Here is a 16221-nt window from a genome sequence, read left to right on the forward strand (position 1 = left end):
AGGCTGATGGCTCCTGATCCTCGCTCAAACAACTGTGGTTAAATCAAAATCCGCCGCTCCTTCATATCATGATGTGGAGGTGCAAATTCCGGGATTACGAGGAGGGAACGACAAAAATGTCGGGCAAAGGAGTCACTGCCGGTACCCACCTGCTGGTGGAAACGGCCCTCAGGCGGCTGCATCATTTCCAGGGAGATACCCTGGTGCGCACCTACCCGGTGGCCGTGGGCAAGCCGGAAACTCCCACACCCACCGGGGACTACCACGTGGTAAACAAAATGCTCAACCCCGGCGGGGTACTGGGTACCCGCTGGATGGGGCTGGATATTCCCGGCGGTAATTACGGCATTCACGGGACAAATAACCCCGGCTCCATTGGCAAGGCCGTTTCCAACGGCTGTATCCGCATGTACAACCACCACATTGAGGAACTCTTCCCCCAGGTGCAGATCGGCACCCCTGTACGCATTGTAACGGGAACAAACGCTGCCCAGAGCAACCCCGGGGAAACATACGTGATCCAGCCGGGGGATACCCTGTGGCAGATTGCCCGCCGGTTTGCTGTACCCCTTTCCATCCTGATTGAATTGAACAGCCTGGCCAACCCCAATGAAATCTACCCCGGGCAGGTGATAGTCCTTCCAGGCTCCCAATCAGCCATTTAATACCTCTGGTATTATCCGCCTGCCAGATTTAATATAATTTAGCAGTGGAAAAACTTTGGGCGGCGCTCATCCATTCTATCCTTCCGAAATAACAGTCGCCGCCCACATTTTAAATTATATCCCACGAACTCGATCTGGCAGGTGAATATTTTGGTTACGGTACTGTTAATGGCCCTTTTTGCCGGTTTGAGCACCTGCCTGGGCGCAGCGCTGGTGCTGATCTGGGGCCGCCCGGGGCGGCGATCCTTTTCCTTTTTTCTAGGGCTGGCGGCGGGAGTAATGCTGGCGGTGGTGCTCCTGGATTTAATCCCGGCAGCATTGACATACGGAAGTTTACTCCAGGCCATTCTGGGATTTGCCGCCGGCCTTTTATTGATGACTGCTCTGGACCTTATTTTTAGCCCGGAAAACCGGGCCTGTGTCCACGATTACCGGTATTTAAAAATGGGCTACCTCATCGCCGCAGGCATTGCCATGCATGATTTGCCGGAAGGGCTGGCCATTGCCGCCGGGTTTGGCGAACCTGCCCACCTGGGCCCCCTTCTCGCCCTGGCCATAGCCCTGCACAACATCCCCGAAGGGATGGCCACAGCGGCTCCTTTAGCTGCCGGAGGGCTTTCCCCCGGACATGTGCTGGCATTAAACGGCCTGGTAAGCCTGGTTACTCCTTTCGGCTGCTGGCTGGGCCTGCTGTTGATTAAGGCCTCCCCGGCCTTTCTTTCTTCCCTCCTGGCCCTGGCCGCGGGGGCCATGGCCTACATCGTTAAAGCAAAACTGCTGCCCGAATGCCTGCGCCTGCACCCGCCCATGGCCTATCTGGGACTTTTTGGGGGAATTGTCCTGGTGTTCTTCCTGAACCTATTTTTTTAACAAAAACCACGCTCCCCCGGCCATGAGCAGGGTGCCCACCACACGGTGCCAGGTAAAGGGAAGCTTTTCCAGGCCAAACAGACCCAGGTGATCAATTAAGCTGGCGGTGAGCACCTGCCCAATAATAATCGCCGTGGTGGCCGGCGCCACTCCCACCTTGGGAATGCTGCGCACTACCGCATAGACGATCAAAACCCCCAACATGCCACCCAGGTAGTAATACCAGGGAGCCTGGGCGTAGTCGGCCAGGCGGCCGTCCCCCAGGTGAAAACCAAATAAAAGCACGGCCACCAGGATCAGTCCCACCAGGTGAACCACAAAGGTAGTTTCCAGCAATCCGATCACTTTGCCCAGGGCCGCATTTAAAGACCCCTGCACGGCCATGGTCACCCCGGAGAGGGCGGCAATAGCCAGAGCCAGTAATCTAACGCTCAACCAGTCATACCCCCCACTTTTGTCTACGCTGTTAATGTTCTTCCCCGGGGCAAAAATTATGTGCGGCCGGCCCCTGAGGAGCCGGCCGCCCTTATCTAGCATCGGTCCGCTTTTCTTTTTCCAGCTGCGACCCCCATTTCATTACCTGCCCTTTCACCTCACTACCTCCGGCGGGGGTCGAAACCGTTTTTCTTTCACCCATGGATGCCGGAACCGCCGGCGGCGGACGCCGGGGTGCCCCCTGGCCGCCCATCATGCTGCCCAAAAGGCTGAGCAACATGGCCGGGTCAGGCCCCTGTCCAGGCTGCTGGTTCATCAGCGCCATCAACAAGGCCGGGTTTAACGGTAAAGGAGGGGCATTCTGCTCCGGGGGAGGCGGTTGACCCGGCGGCGGGCCGCCCGGCATACCGCCCATCATCTGTAAAAGGGTATTGAGCATGGGATTAGGACCCGCCATTACCGCCTGGGAAGCTACGCCGCCCATTTGCTTATTCATCAAGCTCACGATCCCCAGCAGGTTCAAAAGCCCGAGCATCAGCATGGTGTCGTCATGGCTTGCTCCCTGTTTTGATTGATAATCCAGCAAAGAAAAAAGCACTTGTTCCAGATGGTGTCCCTTTGCCTTTTCTTCGGCCATTCATTAATCCCCCTTCCTCTATCAGGTATATTCACCTCCCGCGCAAAAGTTGCTGTCACCGGATAGGCTTTTACGACGTAGTATAACTTAGAAAAAGCATTGCGAAAGGAGGAATTAAAAGGTGGCAAACCAGGCGCTCCAGCCCAATAACCCCTTCACCCTGTTTCTAATTCTTATCCTTTTGATACTCTCCACCAGGCCAAACGTGGAACAACAATTAGCCCAGCTGACTTCGCTGCTCCATGCCACCCAACAATCTGTACAGATATTCCGGAGTGGGATGGAAACCTTCCACGCAAGTCTGGTACGGCCTTCAAGCCAGGTGAACCGGGAATAATTTTCGGGCTATCAGAGCTTGAGGTTCCAAACATAAAAATGGTAGAAACAGGGGAAGGAGGTTTTGCAATGTCGGAATCTTACAGTGGACAGTTTCACCCGCTTTCGATCCCTTTGTTGCTCATGTTATTCACCAGATCGGATATGGAAGACCGTTTAAGCCAGCTGGCCTCTTTTCTTGAAGCCACCCGGAATGCCCTTAAAACCATGCGCGCGGGATTGGAAGCGTTGCATGTGAGCATGATGCAACTGGCCGAAGGGGCGAGCTCAAGCCAGCCTGCCACACTTCTGCCCGCCGGCATCCCGGTAGGCCCGGAACCGGCACCCCCCGCCGGGGTGAAGTTCCCGGATACTCAACTGCCGGAAAACCAAAACCCCTAAAAATACTTGGGGGTTCCCCACCAGGAACCCCTATATTTATTAGTTTAGTCTTTAGCCATCTTTCCCCCGGAAGAGGCGGCAGGTCCCTCATTTGACGCCGGGGCACTTCCTTCCGTGGAAGGTGTTGCCGGGGAACGGGGAGGGTTTAATGGACCCAGCAGGCTGCCAAGGAAATTGGCCAGCTGAGGAGGCGTTTCCCGGTTACCAGCCCGGGAAGGTCCGGTAACACCCTTTCCGCCGGCCTCCACTTTTGCTTCCTGCCCCTGGATCCCGAAGCGGTATCCCATGAGATTGATCAGCCCCATCAGGTTCACCAGGCTAAGTAAAATGAGGGGATCTGTTGACTGCCCTTTTAGTTCCAGCAACTGAAAAAGGGTTGCCTCCAGACCCTGATGTTGCCCCTTTTCCCCCATTTGACCTCCCCCCTAAAACAGTCCCGGCAGGTGGGGTAAATTTATCCCCGTCATTTTGACCACTTCGTCCTTCAGCTGCCTGCGCGCCTCGGCCAGGGCCTCGTTAAAGGTATCCCGGACCACCACCGCCAGTTCCCCCCGGTCCATTAAAGCCGGAGCAGTGGGGCCAAAACTTACCTCCAGCACCTGTTGCAGCCCGTTCACTGTCAGGCGCAATGCCCCCTGGGGTGCCTCTTTCGTGACCACAATACGCCGGGCTTCTTCCTGTAACTCCTGCAATTGCTGGGTCAGTTTGGGCGTGTTGAAGAACACCATTTTCCCCTCCTGTGGACCTGAAGTATCCCCAGTTTTTTAAAGCCCCTGTTTTGGCTCGGTAGCGAGCGACTTGAGCTGAGCGGCCAGCCAAACTTAGCGAGGCGAAAAGCGAAGGCAGGCCCGAGGGCATGGATGCCCGAGGCCGGCAACTGAGGCAGGATGCCGAATTTGCCGGGAAGCCTGCCGGAGCTTTGAGCCGAGCAATAGTTTGGCCCGCGAGGCTCACCGGAGCGAGCGGGAGCCAAAACAGGGTAGTTGGAAAGTGGGGATAACTCAGCCTGTGGACAAAAAGAAAAGCTGTGGTGAACAGCTCTATTTGTCGAAAATGCAAAATAGCGCTTATCCTTTAACTTGCTTTATATCGTTGTAGAGCCGTTATTGATTTACTTCTATCTCAGGCCGGGAAACCTCCGATACACTCAAAGCTGGCATCATCGATCTTAACCGTGTTGGTGTTTCCGGTAGCAGGATTAAAGGTGAAACGAACCAGAGCAGTACGGGCACCGGCTGGGGAAACAGGTATGTTCAGGGTAAACTGCTGGTAGTTGTTATCAGGAATGTTCACGCTGCCAATGCTCTGGACGGCGCCGTCAATCTGCACCCCGTTGCGGTCAAAGAAGCGTACCTCCGCCACCAGGTTGAAGGCACTGACGGGAGCAGCGGAAGCCACATTTTCCCGGGCCCAGAAGGTCAGCTTGTAAGCCCTGCCGGGAGCTATGGCCCGGCGCACGGTCTGGAAAACGACGGCAGTTTTTGCAGGAGCGGCAGCACCTAATTCGGCGGCCAGGGTGCCGCTGTGAACTATGGTAGTGGGAGTGACGTTGGCCGTAGCGCCCCAGAAGATGGGCACATTGCCCGCCCATTGTTCAAAGCTGGGGTCTTCCAGCAGGTTGCCGGGAGGACAGAGTTCGGGTGTCGGGCAAAGTTGCACGAAGATCTGCCGCTCTTCCACCACCTTGACCCGCACGATAATCACGCCGACCTGGTGCAGGCGGCTGGCCCGGACCAGCTCCCAGGTAATATCAAACTTGGGCTTGGGAAACTGCACCATGACATCATCTTCCCGGAGTATAGCCTGGGGCTCTTTGAGATCAATCATCTTGGTAAAGGGTACGTTCTCAGCAAAATGTTTTACTTCATCCCGGTTATTGACATAAAAGATCTGCTTGTGCAGCACCCCGCTAACAATAATCTTCTTGACCACAGCTACATGTCCGACAACGTGTTTGAAATGGTTTTTCCACTCGTGATTGATTTTGGGGAACCAGTGGCCGATGCTCTCGTGGATGAATACCGGTTCGGCCTCCAGGTCTTCCACCCGGGCGTCAATATGATCCACCTTCTTGGCCAGCTCGGGCAGGGTGACGGTACTATCCACCAGCACCTGCACCTCTTCCTCGGCCAGTACCACCGGTACCTTGATCTTAAGGCACATTACCTCTTCCGGCTCGGTATAGACATACTCGATGGGCATCAGACTTACCTCCTTATTTTTAAATAAAGATGGCTGGTTAAATTAACCCTTGGCAGGAGGACAGGGAACCTTAATTACATCCCCGGGCTGGAGGTTATGCGGATCTTTAGTGGGGTTGGCTGTTTTGATTGCCTCCACAGTGGTGCCAAACTGCTGCGCAATTTTCCAGAAGGTATCCCCAGGCTGTACGACATAATCGATGGTTTGCCCCGGCGGGCAGATCACGGGAGGAGCGGGAGCAATGGAGACAACCACATCCCGCTGCAGCGACTCGGTCACCTTGACCGTTACCTTGAGCACCACTTCCAGGGTGACGTTCGGCCCCTCGGCGTCGGCTGAAACAAACTCCACCACCGGGCGCACATCCACGTCCATGCCTTCCCGGGCACCCTTAATCTCCACAAAGGTGCGGAAATTCAACCGCCGTTCCAGGGCGTGGACGGCCTGGTCCGGCTTTTTAGCCACATAAACCAGGTGTACGTCCACAAAACCGCGGACGATTACTTTATCATTAATAATCTTTGTTTCGGTCACTTTAACTTCCTGGACGGAAACGTCAATAATTTTCTCTACATCGGGCTTGGGGTCCGGAGTCTCAAACGTATCCCGGAGCACCACCTGGGTGCTGTCCTCTCCCACCACATGATCAATCTTGAGCCTGGTCATGGTGGCCTGGACGCCGGTGATCTTCGTAATGACGTTGATCTGCCTGGGCTCGGTAACAAAGGCCGTCAGCATCAAGACCACGTCGGCCCGCAACCGGTCGCCATCCAGAATGTCCACGTCAGCACTTTCCACTTTGACATCCACCCGTACATCCATATCGGGTTTCGCCCCGGGTATTTCCACGAAATCGCTGAAGCGGAAGGTCCGGTGGAGCTGGTGAACGGGCTGGTCGGGCTCGGCAGCCACGTACAGCACCTGGACGGTCACCGTACCGTCAATGATGACCTTATCTTTAATGATCTTTTTGCCGGTGATCCCGGCAGTGGCATCCACTTCCAGGATTTTTTCCACCGGCGGCTTTTCATCCGGTACATGAAACTCCTCGCTGACGATAACCTGTCTGGTCCCGCTGCCCACCACATGGGCTACCTTGATGGTTTCCACCTCGCAGGTGGCCCCGGAGGGACACACGGTAACCACATCCACATCCTGCATCTGGGTCACTTTAACAAAAACACTGAGAACGGCGGTTACATCAAACTGCCGGGGGTCGCTGGAGCTGCGGGTGATGCTGACATCTTCCACCGTAACCCTGGCCGTGACATCCATGCCCGGCCTGGCCCCCGGAAGTTCCACAAAAGTGGTGAAGGAGAGCTGCTGGTGCATGTGGTGTACCGACTGGGAAGGTTCAAAGGCCACGTAAACAATTTGCAGGGTCAGGGTCCCCTCCACAATTGCCTTGTCCGGAACCAGTTCAATTTTCTTGATCCTTGCTGATTTATCTGTGGAAAGGATTTTTTGCACGTCAGGTTTTGGGTCGGGTACGGTGATTTTGCCGCGAACCACGACCTGTTGCGTGTCTTCGCTAACCACCTGGTTAACCCGCAACCGTTCCGTGACCGTTGCGGCGGTTCCAACCATGGGGCATACTCCTCCTTTCAAAGTGGTCTATAATATATATATGAGCCGTGCCAATTAATGTGCGGAATTTTGGCAATCCCCCAGAAAAAGAAAAAATCTCCCGGTTAATTGCAAACCGGGAGATTTGCTGGATAAATCCAGTCAACCAGTGAACATCTGCACGAAAATCTTCCCGTAGCGGGGACTGGGAACCACTCCGATGCCGATCTCCTTAAAATCGGCGTTTAAGATGTTGGCCCGGTGGCCGGGTGAATTCATTAAGCTTTTATGGGCAATCTCCACCGTGGGAGCACCCGCCAGGTTCTCGCCGGCATAACGATAGGTGATACCAAACTGGCCCATCATTTCAAAGGGACTGCCGTAGGTGGGAGAAGTATGGCTGAAATAGTCCTTCTCCACCATATCCTTCGCTTTGAGCCGTGCCACCTTCACCAGCTCCATGTTCACCTTCAGCGGGGCCAGTCCGTAGCGTACCCGCTCCTGGTTCACCAGCTGGACCATCTGCTGCTCGTCCACCGTAAGACCGTCCACCGGCCCGGACTGCGGTACCGGCTGTGGATCAGGCTCAGGCGCAGGTTGGGACACAGGCTGAGGTGCAGGTTGAGGCGAAGGCTGTGGCTGGGACAACCCGCCCTGTCCACCTGCTAAAAGCTGCACTATATACAGTCTGGAACCCTTCCGGGCTACACCCACCCCTATCCGGTCATATCTGGTGCTTAATACATCCTGCCGGTAGTCCGGAGACTTAATTAAGGCCCGGTAAGCGCTGTCCACCGATTGGGCCAGAACCAGGGTTTGGGCGGCATAAGTGTAACTGATCCCTTTCGCTTTTAACAGCTGGGGCAGTGAGCCGGACAATCCGCCAAAACCCCTGTCCACCATCTCGCCGGCCCTCTGCCGGGCCAGTTCCACCAGCCGGGAATCGGTCCGGAAGGCCGGCAGGCCTTCTTTGCTCCTCTCCTGGTTAACCAGTGCCAGCATACGGCTCTCTTCCAGAGTTGGGGCTGCCTCCCGGACGCCCAGGGTGGCTTCTGGAGCGGGAACTTTTTGCCCCTCCCGGCTGTCTAAAAAGTTAGAACTGCAGGGAACCGCAGCCTGGGCAAGGGCCGGAGAAAGAAAAAGCCCCCATAACAACAGCGCACCTAAAATCACACCAACCAGCGACTTCACGCTTCTGTTCATGACCACACTCCTTTTCTTTTTTTCGCCCTGGTTGTCCCGGGCGTTTTTATCTAATCTATCAAATAAAGCCACTTTCCGGCAAAAGCGCTATTTCGACGTAATCTGCCATAAAATTAGCAGAGGATCCAGATACCCTCCTTTATTGGCTGATTATACATCTTCTGCGTCCACTGGGGTATTCTGTAATTTTCCATCAGCCGGGGGTATAAATAACCGCTCCCAGTCCCTCGGTAACTGCCAGGCATTCCACTCCCGTATCCCCTTTAAAAAAAACCGTTAAGATGAACAGGCCCCGTCGAAAGGCCTTGCGAAAACGCCATAGCAGCAATTCATCTATATTATGTAATACTTTCGTGACCACTCCTTCACCCTGCAAAATCAGGGCATAGCGACCATCAGATTGGCGTGCGGTCACTATCTGAAAGGACCGGGAGCGCTCAGTCAGGGCATCGATTTTGTCCATAAAGCAGCGGGCTATTCTTACGGCTTCCTGGCGGGTATCAATCAGCGGTCCAATGGCCGGGATTTTTCCCCCCAGCATTACCAGGGCAACCTCCGCACCACCTGGAAGAAAATGATCAATCACCACCGCTTCACCTCTAGCTACGACCTTTGCTCAAGGCAACAAGCTGTTTAAAACTCTACCTCCAGCTGGGAGAGCACCTGTTCAATGCGGTTAAAAACCGTATACTTATCCGAACCGGCAAATAAAAGCCCCACGGCCCGCTTCTCGCGATCCAGCACTAAAGAACCGCTATCCCCGGGCCGGGAAGTCATATCGGTGACCACCTGGTCAGTAAACCAGCCCTTTTCGTCATTACCTATCTCCACCTCCAGGGTTACCCCAATGGCGGTAACTGCACCCTCAGAAACCCCGCTGGTGCGACCGCTTTTCATCACTCCTTGACCCGGAGCCACATGGGCCACACCTTCTACCTTCCCAATTTCCAGAATCTCATCGTCAATTAAGCCAGGGCTGTCCGGACGGGCTACAGCAGCATCGATAATATTGGCACCCCGGTAATGTTTTAACATTTTTAACTGATAGTGAGGTCTGACAAGGTGAACCAGTAGATTGCCCGCCCTTACCATGGCTTCTGCCACCGGACATTCAGTTTCCTGGACGCTGCGCAACAGGGGCGAAAAGCGCAACAACGTGCCAATGCGGTCCCTGGCCTGACCGCCGTCATGGGGACCCGGTTGCAGGATGGGATCCCCTATGGCAGCCCGCCCGTCCTTCCCGTCGGTAGCATTGGCCAGAATGTGGTTGTTGCTTAAAATCAGCGGCTCTTTGGTAACCCGGTCCTTCACCACCGCACCAAAGGTACCGGCGCTGATCTTGTAGTGGCCGATGCTCATTCCCGGCCGCGCCGGCCGTTCTTTAGCCGTGCGCAGGGAAAGCAGCCTGACTTCGCCGATCTCTATAACATCGGTAGGGAATCCGCCAATGTAGGCCGGCACCCGTTGTGCGCGTATCAGGCCCTCGGACGGCACCTTTTTCTTTACAAAGATAATGAGGGCGGGGCGATTGGTGGTTTCGCCGGACACCTGTTTGAAGCCAACCCCTATCCCGGTTACATTGGGCAACTGCAAAAGCTTTTCCCGGGATTTTTTCAGGACGCGAAAATACTTCTCCATAAAAAAACCCCTCCTCAAGGTCCTTGTGCCATCATATGCACAAGGAATGGAAGGGGTGACGTAACCTGTTAATAAGGGGATTTAGGCAACCCAAGGCGGTATTTTCCCCTGGTCTCCACTCCACCGATACCGGGAAACCCGGTAATGGTCCCGGCTATAATGTCCTGTAAAGCGATCTGAGCATATATTGATGTATAGGCGATTTTTTCCACCACAAACACCGGGTCAAAAGTATGAATGAGAACCCGGTGGGGTGAACTGGCAAAGTTTGCGCCTGCATCCAGTATGGCTTCATAGTGAGACTGGCAGGCCCCCGCAAAAATGACCAGATCATCCCGGCTTTTTTCATACAAACGCGCTTTTTTTACTGCTTCCACAAAATAACGGGAGTTATGGTAGCTGTTCAGGTCGGAAAAATTTTGAGTGTCCTTTTCAATGCCGTCGTGACCGGTAAGCACCAGTATATCGGGGCGGTGTTTCTGCAACAGTTCGATAACCACCTCGGGCTGTTTCTCCTCATCGATGTGGTAGCCAGAAGCCGGTATGCCCAGCTGACGGTAGGTAGTCAAGCATAGATCCAGGTAGTCATCGTCACCATCTATATGCAGCACCGAACCCGGAACATCAAAACTGCCTAAATTGGAAACCACGTCGTTGCTCCGGACTAAACGCTGCCGGTCCTGTTCCCGGCGCTTAAAAATGCGTTTCATATGTTCGTGATTTTTGGTCATAAACGAATGCCAGAAGGCAGCAACCTCGGCCGGTTCAAACTTGCGCAGGTCCTCCACCGGGGCAGTGGCACAAAGGCGCTTATCCAGCCCCTTTAAACGGGCACTTTTTTTACCATCTTCTTTTACAGTTAACTCCACTACTTTAAAAAAGATATCGCACCCGTATGAAATCCGCCCCACTATGTCCCCGACCTTGATTCCTTCCACGGCGGCTTCCTCCTCACTTTTTCCCCATTTTATGCTGGAACCTCTGGAAAAGGTGAGGACATTTGGTAACGAGCACCAGTATGGTTACATAAATTAAATATCAGTCGGCTTGAGAAAGGAGATTTAAATGCTGGTAGCTGTGGTTCCGGTGAAAAACGAAGCCCCATCTTTGGAAAAGGTTTTAAAGAGCCTGCTGGCCGTACCGGTGGACCTGGTGATCCCGGTACTCAACGGATGTAATGACTGCTCGGAACAAATTGTCCGGGATTATCCCTCCCGGCTGGTAAAACCGCTGGTTTTTGCCGATGCCCTGGGCATTGACATACCCCGGGCGGTGGGAGCAATCCAGGCCCAAAAGCTGGGCGCCCAGGCCGTCCTCTTTGTAGACGGGGATATGGACGGGGACATCGTGAACGTGTTACGGGAACTGGTCATGGCGGTAACCACAAAAGGAGTAGACCTGGCCTTAACCAACTGTTACCCCGCCGGAGAACTGGGCCGGCTTTCCGACCTGGCCAGCTACCTGCTGGAAATACGCCTGGCCTTAAACCGGGAACTGGGCCTGGCCCAATTAATAGGGCCGGCCTCCCCCTCCCATGGCCCCCATGCCGTCTCCCGCAAGTTCCTTAGCCAGATACCCTTACGGGAGCTGGCCGTACCTCCGGTAGCTCTGGCTCTGGCCGCCCCAAAAGGCCTGAAAATCGGGGTGGAGGCCACCATTGCCCACCGGCACCTGGGTTCCCCTTTCCGCAGCCCCGTGCATGCCCGGCGCATTGCCGAAACCATCATCGGCGATTGCCTGGAGGCTATAAATTTGGCCCGCGGCCTGCCCCGGGAACGCAGCCTCAACGGTGTCACCTACCTGGGCTATCATACTGAGAGAAGGTTTGATTTACTGGAGGCTTTCAGTTTGCCGGAAGGTTGACACAACGTGAGTGCCGGGCGCGGAGCAGGTGAGCGTGGACCCAGCACTCACTGACATACTAGCTCTACATAAAAGCAGAAGTGTCAATTAAACCTGAAATATCAGGAGCAGAGTCATATTTGGGTGAGTGCTGGGCGGCACCATAGCGGGTTCAATGAACATTTACTAAAAATGAGGCCTTCCGGGCGACAACCGCCCCGGAAGGCCACCATTTTTAGTATTTACGCCTCTTTTTCAAACATATCCTTGCCGACGCCGCACAGGGGGCAAGCCCAGTCATCGGGCAGTTGCTCAAAGGGTGTGCCCGGGGGGATGCCTTCAGCTCCTTCCGCGGGGTCGTATACATAACCACATGCCGTGCAAACCCACCTGTCCATGTTCTCACCTCGTAAGATTTTTAACTGCCGACCCGCAACCTCCTCCGGGGCAGGCAGGGGTTCAAGCAAGATCCTTTTTTTGCCCGGCCAGCCGCCGGATGTGTTTTTGCTCTTCATGGATTAACTTATCCACGGCGGAACGTTCCTGCTCCGGCACCAGCTGGCGTAACTCGTAGAAGAAAAGTAGCGAATCTTTTTCAAAGCCAAATCCCTCTTTTTTTCAATTTAATAATTCTCACAAAGCAGCTCGAAAAAGGCCTGGGGATGATTACATACCGGGCATACTTTCGGCGCCTCGGCACCCTCATGGATGTGCCCGCAGTTGCGGCACTTCCAGCGTACCGACCCTTCTTTCTTGAACACTTTTCCTTCCCTCAAATTCTGCAACAGGGCCCGGAAACGCCTTTCATGCTCCTCTTCCACCCGGGCCACGCCTTCAAAAAAGGCCGCAATCTCGGTAAAGCCCTCTTCTCTGGCCACGGCGGCAAATTCTTTGTACATGGTGGTCCATTCATAGTTCTCCCCTTGAGCGGCAGCCTCCAGGTTGGCCGCCGTATCGCCAATGCCTCCCAGGAATTTCAGGATGCGCTTGGCGTGTTCCTTTTCATTATCGGCCGTTTCCTGAAAAATGGCAGCGATCTGCTCGTAGCCGGCCTTTTTGGCCTCGGAAGCAAAATATGTATACTTGTTACGGGCCTGGGATTCCCCCGCAAAAGCAGTCCATAAATTTTTTTCCGTACGGGTACCGGCAAGCGGTTTCATGCAATCATCATCCTCCCCTGTTTATTTTTTAAATTAATTAAACTAATTAATAACTCAATGAGATTTAAATTTTAACCCCATTTGCCCTTGGAAATGTGGGTCTGGATTTCGGCCCTGGCCATCTGGGCCAAAATTTGGGCCTGCTTCTTGGCCGCCTGGAACATGGTGAGGCAGCCGGGATCCAGATTATCCTTGATGCCTTCATCAGCCAGGGCTTCCACCTTTTGCATGAGGGCAATCAGTTTGGCGTGGAGATTGTTGCTGTAGCGGGAACGATCGATGAGCCTGGCTTCTTCATCAGTCAATTGGGTGAACTTTTCCCGCGGGGCACCACATTTCGGACATTTTTCCGGGGGTTGATCCCCGTCATGGATGTAACCACAAACACCACAACGCCATTTCATTGTTTTTTCGGCCTCCTTCGACAATTATTTTGAAAAACCCTGCTGATAATGCCTTGTCTATATTATAGTAATAATTATCCTTACCATCAAGGGTTAATTTTCCATTTTTGCTTAAAAATTTTTAATAAATTTGTCGAAAAAATGGACTAGTCCAACCGGAAGAGCAACCTATTTCGTATGCTTGTCGGCCACGCTGGAAGCACCATAGGCTTCGGGCTTAATCCTGGCCTGGAAGCCGCTGCCCGTGACCATACCCACCACTTCCCGGATCAGATCTCTGGTTTCGCCATGGGTACCCACATCGATGTGGATTTCTACCTGCAAATCGTCCAGGCCGCACTCGGCAAAATGCCTGGCAATTAAGCCGCCCAATTCCAGGCTCAGGGCGGTTTCATAAAAGATTTTCTGCCTTAAGCTTTTAATTTTGCGCTGGATCTTTTTGCGGTAGTAATAGCGGGCGCCCTTGCCCAACCGGTGGACAATAACAGCCGTGATGAAACAGGTTTCCTGTTTCACCTGGGAATCGGAACCAATAATAATCTTGTAAGCCGAACTGGGCAGGCCGGTAATATAACCCATGATATCGGCCATCATTTGTTCAAAGGTTAACCTTCCTTTAGTAGGACTGGTAAAGTACATGGCTACCTCCCCATAGCCTCTTAATTCAGCATTCCATCAGGCGTTGCCGGCAGGCCCGGGCCAGGGCGGCAAATTCTGCCAGCCCCAGGGTCTCGCCCCGGCAACGGGGATCAATGCCGGCCCGCTTTAAGACTTCCTCCCAGATCGCCCGGGTCCAGCCGGGAAAAATTTTGGCCCCCGCCAGGGCGTTGGCCAGCGTTTTGCGTCGCTGGCCAAAGGCCCCGCGCACCAGGGTGAAAAAAAGATCCTCATCATCAACCGCCACTTCCGGTTCCTGCCGTTTGGCCAGCCGGACCACCGCCGAATCCACTTCGGGCTGGGGAAAAAAAACCGTCCGGGGAACACGAAAGAGAATCTCCGGGCGGCAGTAATATTGCACCGTAACAGTAAACGCCCCATAGTCCTTGCTTCCGGGCCTGGCCACAAGCCTGTCGGCAACCTCCAGCTGGATCATGAGCACCATTTCGGTAACACCGGATTGCCCCCGTAAAAGGTGCATGATCAGGGGGGTGGTGATGTAATAGGGGAGATTGGCCACCACTTTGTAGGTTGTTGCTCCCGTGGCCCTGGCCACCAGCTGGTCGAAATCCACTTCCAGGGCGTCTTTGGACACCACGGTGACATTTTGCAGACCGCCCAAAACCTCTTCCAGCACGGGTAACAGCCTTTTGTCCAGTTCCACGGCTACCACATGGGCGCAGGTGCCGGCCAGGGCCGCCGTAAGGGTACCGGCCCCCGGGCCTATTTCTACTACCACATCCCCGGGCGCAACACGGCTGGCCGTCACGATTTTACGCACGATATTACCATCCATTAAAAAGTTTTGTCCCAGCGACTTGCGCAAACGAATGTTGTGCTTTTCTAAAATGGCCCTTATCCGGCCGAAAGAAACCTGCTCGGACACTCCCGAACCCTCACTCGCCAGTTATTAACATACTCATATTATACCCTATTTGTTTTCCCTAATAAATTTAAAAAAGGGGCGTTTACCCCTTTTTTAACCAGGTTTTAATACTGTTAACAAATTTGAACCGTGCAGTTTACCTGCTTGCAACAATATCTTAATCCAAAACATAAACGTTCACCCGGCGGACACCCCAGCGCCTGGCCTCGGCTGCACTTTCCATGAACAGATCAACCCGGTTCCCTCGAATGCTGGAACCCACATCCAGAGCCGTGGCATAACCATAACCCTCTACATAAAGGCGGGTACCCAGGGGAATCACCCGGGGATCCACTGCCGCTACGCCAACACGCGGGGGTACTCCGGAGGCAGTATTGTTACCCGTATAAGTATAGGCATTAGCCACCATATCAATTACCCGGCTGAACCGGATGTCCCGGCCGCCCCGGGAAACCTGCTGCAGCGTACCCACCCGGACAACCCGGTCCACGGGCGGGGTAACCACCTGGCTGGCTTCCATGACCCGTTTAACTTCCTGCCCGTCATGATAGACCAGCACCCAGCGCTGCTTTTCCTTTCCCTGCCGGCCGGCCTGGACCACCTTTACCTGCCCGCGCATCAGGTTGGGGTCTGGTTCCCGACGGGTCGAATAGGGCAAAGGCACCATTATCTCCCTGGCCACCTGGCGCACCCTGATCACGCGAATGGCCATTCCGGGACGAATTTCTTCTTCGGGACCGGGCGTAACTATGTCTTCCTTACCCGGCACAATATCTGCTTCTTGAAGTGCTTCCCGGACAGTGGATGCTGCAGTGAGCAGCTTTAACGTTTTCCCGCCAGCAGTTACCGTAACCGGCACTGCCCGTTTAACTACCACCCGCATTCCTTCGGCAACCGGCGTCGCAAGATCGGGTTCCACCCGGTCCCGGGGACCTAACTGGATATCCTGTGTTTCCAAAAGATCCCCCACTGTGTTGACCCGGGTTTCTAAAGTAATTTCCCGTCCATCCACCACCAGGGTAATATTTTTTTTCGCCCAGGCATACCCGGCAAAGACCAGGCTACCCACTACGACTACGAGAAACAGACACAGGGACAGCAAAGTTAGGCGGAAATTACGGGGATGGATACCACCACGAAAGGGATTTCGCGGGCGACCGAGGGTAGACCATTCCACATTATCCCTCCTTTTACATTTGCTGTTTCCCACCTGGCTGAATTACTGGGTATTATTCGCGGTGCAAGAATCAATTTCCTGCCGCTAAAAAGAAAATGTTATGTCGACAAACAGCATCAAGTTGTTGGCATATCTTAAACTTTTAAGAGGTTGCCGGCAGAA

The 16221-nt window shown here is 54.1% G+C and carries 21 protein-coding genes; 5 read left to right on the forward strand and 16 right to left on the reverse strand.

The genetic code is table 11. The features are described 5' to 3' along the window. Positions 1–116 precede the first annotated feature (116 nt). Together D7024_RS13905 and D7024_RS13910 are read left to right on the forward strand one after the other, a co-directional pair. On the forward strand, positions 117–665 hold the full coding sequence (locus D7024_RS13905; RefSeq protein WP_121452310.1) for a L,D-transpeptidase family protein: 549 nt from the start codon (positions 117–119) through the stop codon (positions 663–665). 141 nt (positions 666–806) lie between these two features. Next, positions 807–1535, forward strand: coding sequence for a ZIP family metal transporter (locus D7024_RS13910; RefSeq protein ID WP_243113802.1), 729 nt, complete (start codon positions 807–809; stop codon positions 1533–1535). On the opposite strand, the gene D7024_RS13915 is transcribed toward D7024_RS13910, so the two are convergent. Both D7024_RS13915 and D7024_RS13920 read right to left on the reverse strand, forming a co-directional pair. After that, complete coding sequence (locus tag D7024_RS13915) at positions 1524–1970, reverse strand: DMT family transporter (protein WP_121452608.1); 447 nt, start codon at positions 1968–1970, stop codon at positions 1524–1526. The two genes, D7024_RS13910 and D7024_RS13915, sit on opposite strands and share 12 nt — an antisense overlap. A gap of 91 nt (positions 1971–2061) precedes the next feature. Beyond that, positions 2062–2607 (reverse strand): hypothetical protein, encoded by a 546-nt coding sequence (locus D7024_RS13920; RefSeq protein WP_121452311.1) that lies wholly within the window; start codon positions 2605–2607, stop codon positions 2062–2064. 121 nt (positions 2608–2728) lie between these two features. On the opposite strand from D7024_RS13920, the gene D7024_RS13925 reads away from it, so the two are divergent. Beyond that, positions 2729–2944 (forward strand): hypothetical protein, encoded by a 216-nt coding sequence (locus tag D7024_RS13925; RefSeq protein WP_121452312.1) that lies wholly within the window; start codon positions 2729–2731, stop codon positions 2942–2944. 68 nt (positions 2945–3012) lie between these two features. Then, the gene (locus D7024_RS13930) at positions 3013–3324 is read left to right on the forward strand and encodes a hypothetical protein (protein WP_121452313.1); all 312 of its coding nucleotides are present in this window, start codon (positions 3013–3015) and stop codon (positions 3322–3324) included. Positions 3325–3368: 44 nt separating this feature from the next. Here the strand turns inward: D7024_RS13930 and D7024_RS13935 are convergent, their stop codons facing one another. The 8 genes from D7024_RS13935 to yabG all read right to left on the reverse strand — a co-directional run bounded on the left by D7024_RS13935 (position 3369) and on the right by yabG (position 10871). Then, positions 3369–3737 (reverse strand): hypothetical protein, encoded by a 369-nt coding sequence (locus tag D7024_RS13935; protein WP_121452314.1) that lies wholly within the window; start codon positions 3735–3737, stop codon positions 3369–3371. Positions 3738–3749: 12 nt separating this feature from the next. Then, positions 3750–4052: a YbaB/EbfC family nucleoid-associated protein gene (locus tag D7024_RS13940; RefSeq protein WP_121452315.1), complete on the reverse strand. Its 303-nt coding sequence runs from the start codon at positions 4050–4052 to the stop codon at positions 3750–3752. Between the two features lie 394 nt (positions 4053–4446). Then, complete coding sequence (locus D7024_RS13945) at positions 4447–5526, reverse strand: SPOCS domain-containing protein (protein ID WP_121452316.1); 1080 nt, start codon at positions 5524–5526, stop codon at positions 4447–4449. A 42-nt stretch (positions 5527–5568) separates the two neighbouring features. Further along, the gene (locus tag D7024_RS13950) at positions 5569–7113 is read right to left on the reverse strand and encodes a DUF3794 and LysM peptidoglycan-binding domain-containing protein (RefSeq protein ID WP_121452317.1); all 1545 of its coding nucleotides are present in this window, start codon (positions 7111–7113) and stop codon (positions 5569–5571) included. A gap of 141 nt (positions 7114–7254) precedes the next feature. Continuing rightward, the gene (locus D7024_RS13955; protein ID WP_121452610.1) at positions 7255–8295 is read right to left on the reverse strand and encodes a CAP domain-containing protein; all 1041 of its coding nucleotides are present in this window, start codon (positions 8293–8295) and stop codon (positions 7255–7257) included. 193 nt (positions 8296–8488) lie between these two features. After that, the gene (locus D7024_RS13960; RefSeq protein ID WP_125185661.1) at positions 8489–8881 is read right to left on the reverse strand and encodes a hypothetical protein; all 393 of its coding nucleotides are present in this window, start codon (positions 8879–8881) and stop codon (positions 8489–8491) included. A gap of 47 nt (positions 8882–8928) precedes the next feature. After that, positions 8929–9933, reverse strand: coding sequence for a chymotrypsin family serine protease (locus D7024_RS13965; RefSeq protein ID WP_121452319.1), 1005 nt, complete (start codon positions 9931–9933; stop codon positions 8929–8931). Between the two features lie 68 nt (positions 9934–10001). After that, positions 10002–10871, reverse strand: coding sequence for a sporulation peptidase YabG (yabG, locus tag D7024_RS13970; protein WP_121452320.1), 870 nt, complete (start codon positions 10869–10871; stop codon positions 10002–10004). Positions 10872–10998: 127 nt separating this feature from the next. Between yabG and D7024_RS13975 the strand changes: the two genes are divergently transcribed. Next, positions 10999–11796, forward strand: a complete 798-nt coding sequence (locus D7024_RS13975) for a glycosyltransferase family 2 protein (protein WP_121452321.1) — start codon at positions 10999–11001, stop codon at positions 11794–11796. 221 nt (positions 11797–12017) lie between these two features. Here D7024_RS13975 and D7024_RS13980 read toward each other — a convergent pair whose 3' ends face one another. The 6 genes from D7024_RS13980 to D7024_RS14005 all read right to left on the reverse strand — a co-directional run bounded on the left by D7024_RS13980 (position 12018) and on the right by D7024_RS14005 (position 16059). Continuing rightward, complete coding sequence (locus D7024_RS13980; protein ID WP_121452611.1) at positions 12018–12173, reverse strand: rubredoxin; 156 nt, start codon at positions 12171–12173, stop codon at positions 12018–12020. A gap of 225 nt (positions 12174–12398) precedes the next feature. Beyond that, positions 12399–12935: a rubrerythrin gene (gene rbr, locus D7024_RS13985; RefSeq protein WP_121452322.1), complete on the reverse strand. Its 537-nt coding sequence runs from the start codon at positions 12933–12935 to the stop codon at positions 12399–12401. 71 nt (positions 12936–13006) lie between these two features. Beyond that, entirely contained in the window at positions 13007–13339 is a 333-nt protein-coding gene (locus D7024_RS13990) for a rubredoxin-like domain-containing protein (RefSeq protein ID WP_121452323.1), read from the reverse strand. A 168-nt stretch (positions 13340–13507) separates the two neighbouring features. Next, entirely contained in the window at positions 13508–13978 is a 471-nt protein-coding gene (locus D7024_RS13995; protein WP_121452324.1) for a ribonuclease H-like YkuK family protein, read from the reverse strand. Positions 13979–14003: 25 nt separating this feature from the next. Further along, positions 14004–14882 (reverse strand): 16S rRNA (adenine(1518)-N(6)/adenine(1519)-N(6))-dimethyltransferase RsmA, encoded by an 879-nt coding sequence (gene rsmA, locus D7024_RS14000; RefSeq protein ID WP_121452325.1) that lies wholly within the window; start codon positions 14880–14882, stop codon positions 14004–14006. A 157-nt stretch (positions 14883–15039) separates the two neighbouring features. Continuing rightward, positions 15040–16059 carry a resuscitation-promoting factor gene (locus D7024_RS14005; protein WP_165859376.1) on the reverse strand — a complete coding sequence of 340 codons (1020 nt, stop codon included), beginning with the start codon at positions 16057–16059 and terminating at the stop codon, positions 15040–15042. Positions 16060–16221 lie beyond the last annotated feature (162 nt).

It is taken from the genome of Desulfofundulus salinus (assembly GCF_003627965.1).
GTDB classification, from domain to species: domain Bacteria; phylum Bacillota; class Desulfotomaculia; order Desulfotomaculales; family Desulfovirgulaceae; genus Desulfofundulus; species Desulfofundulus salinus.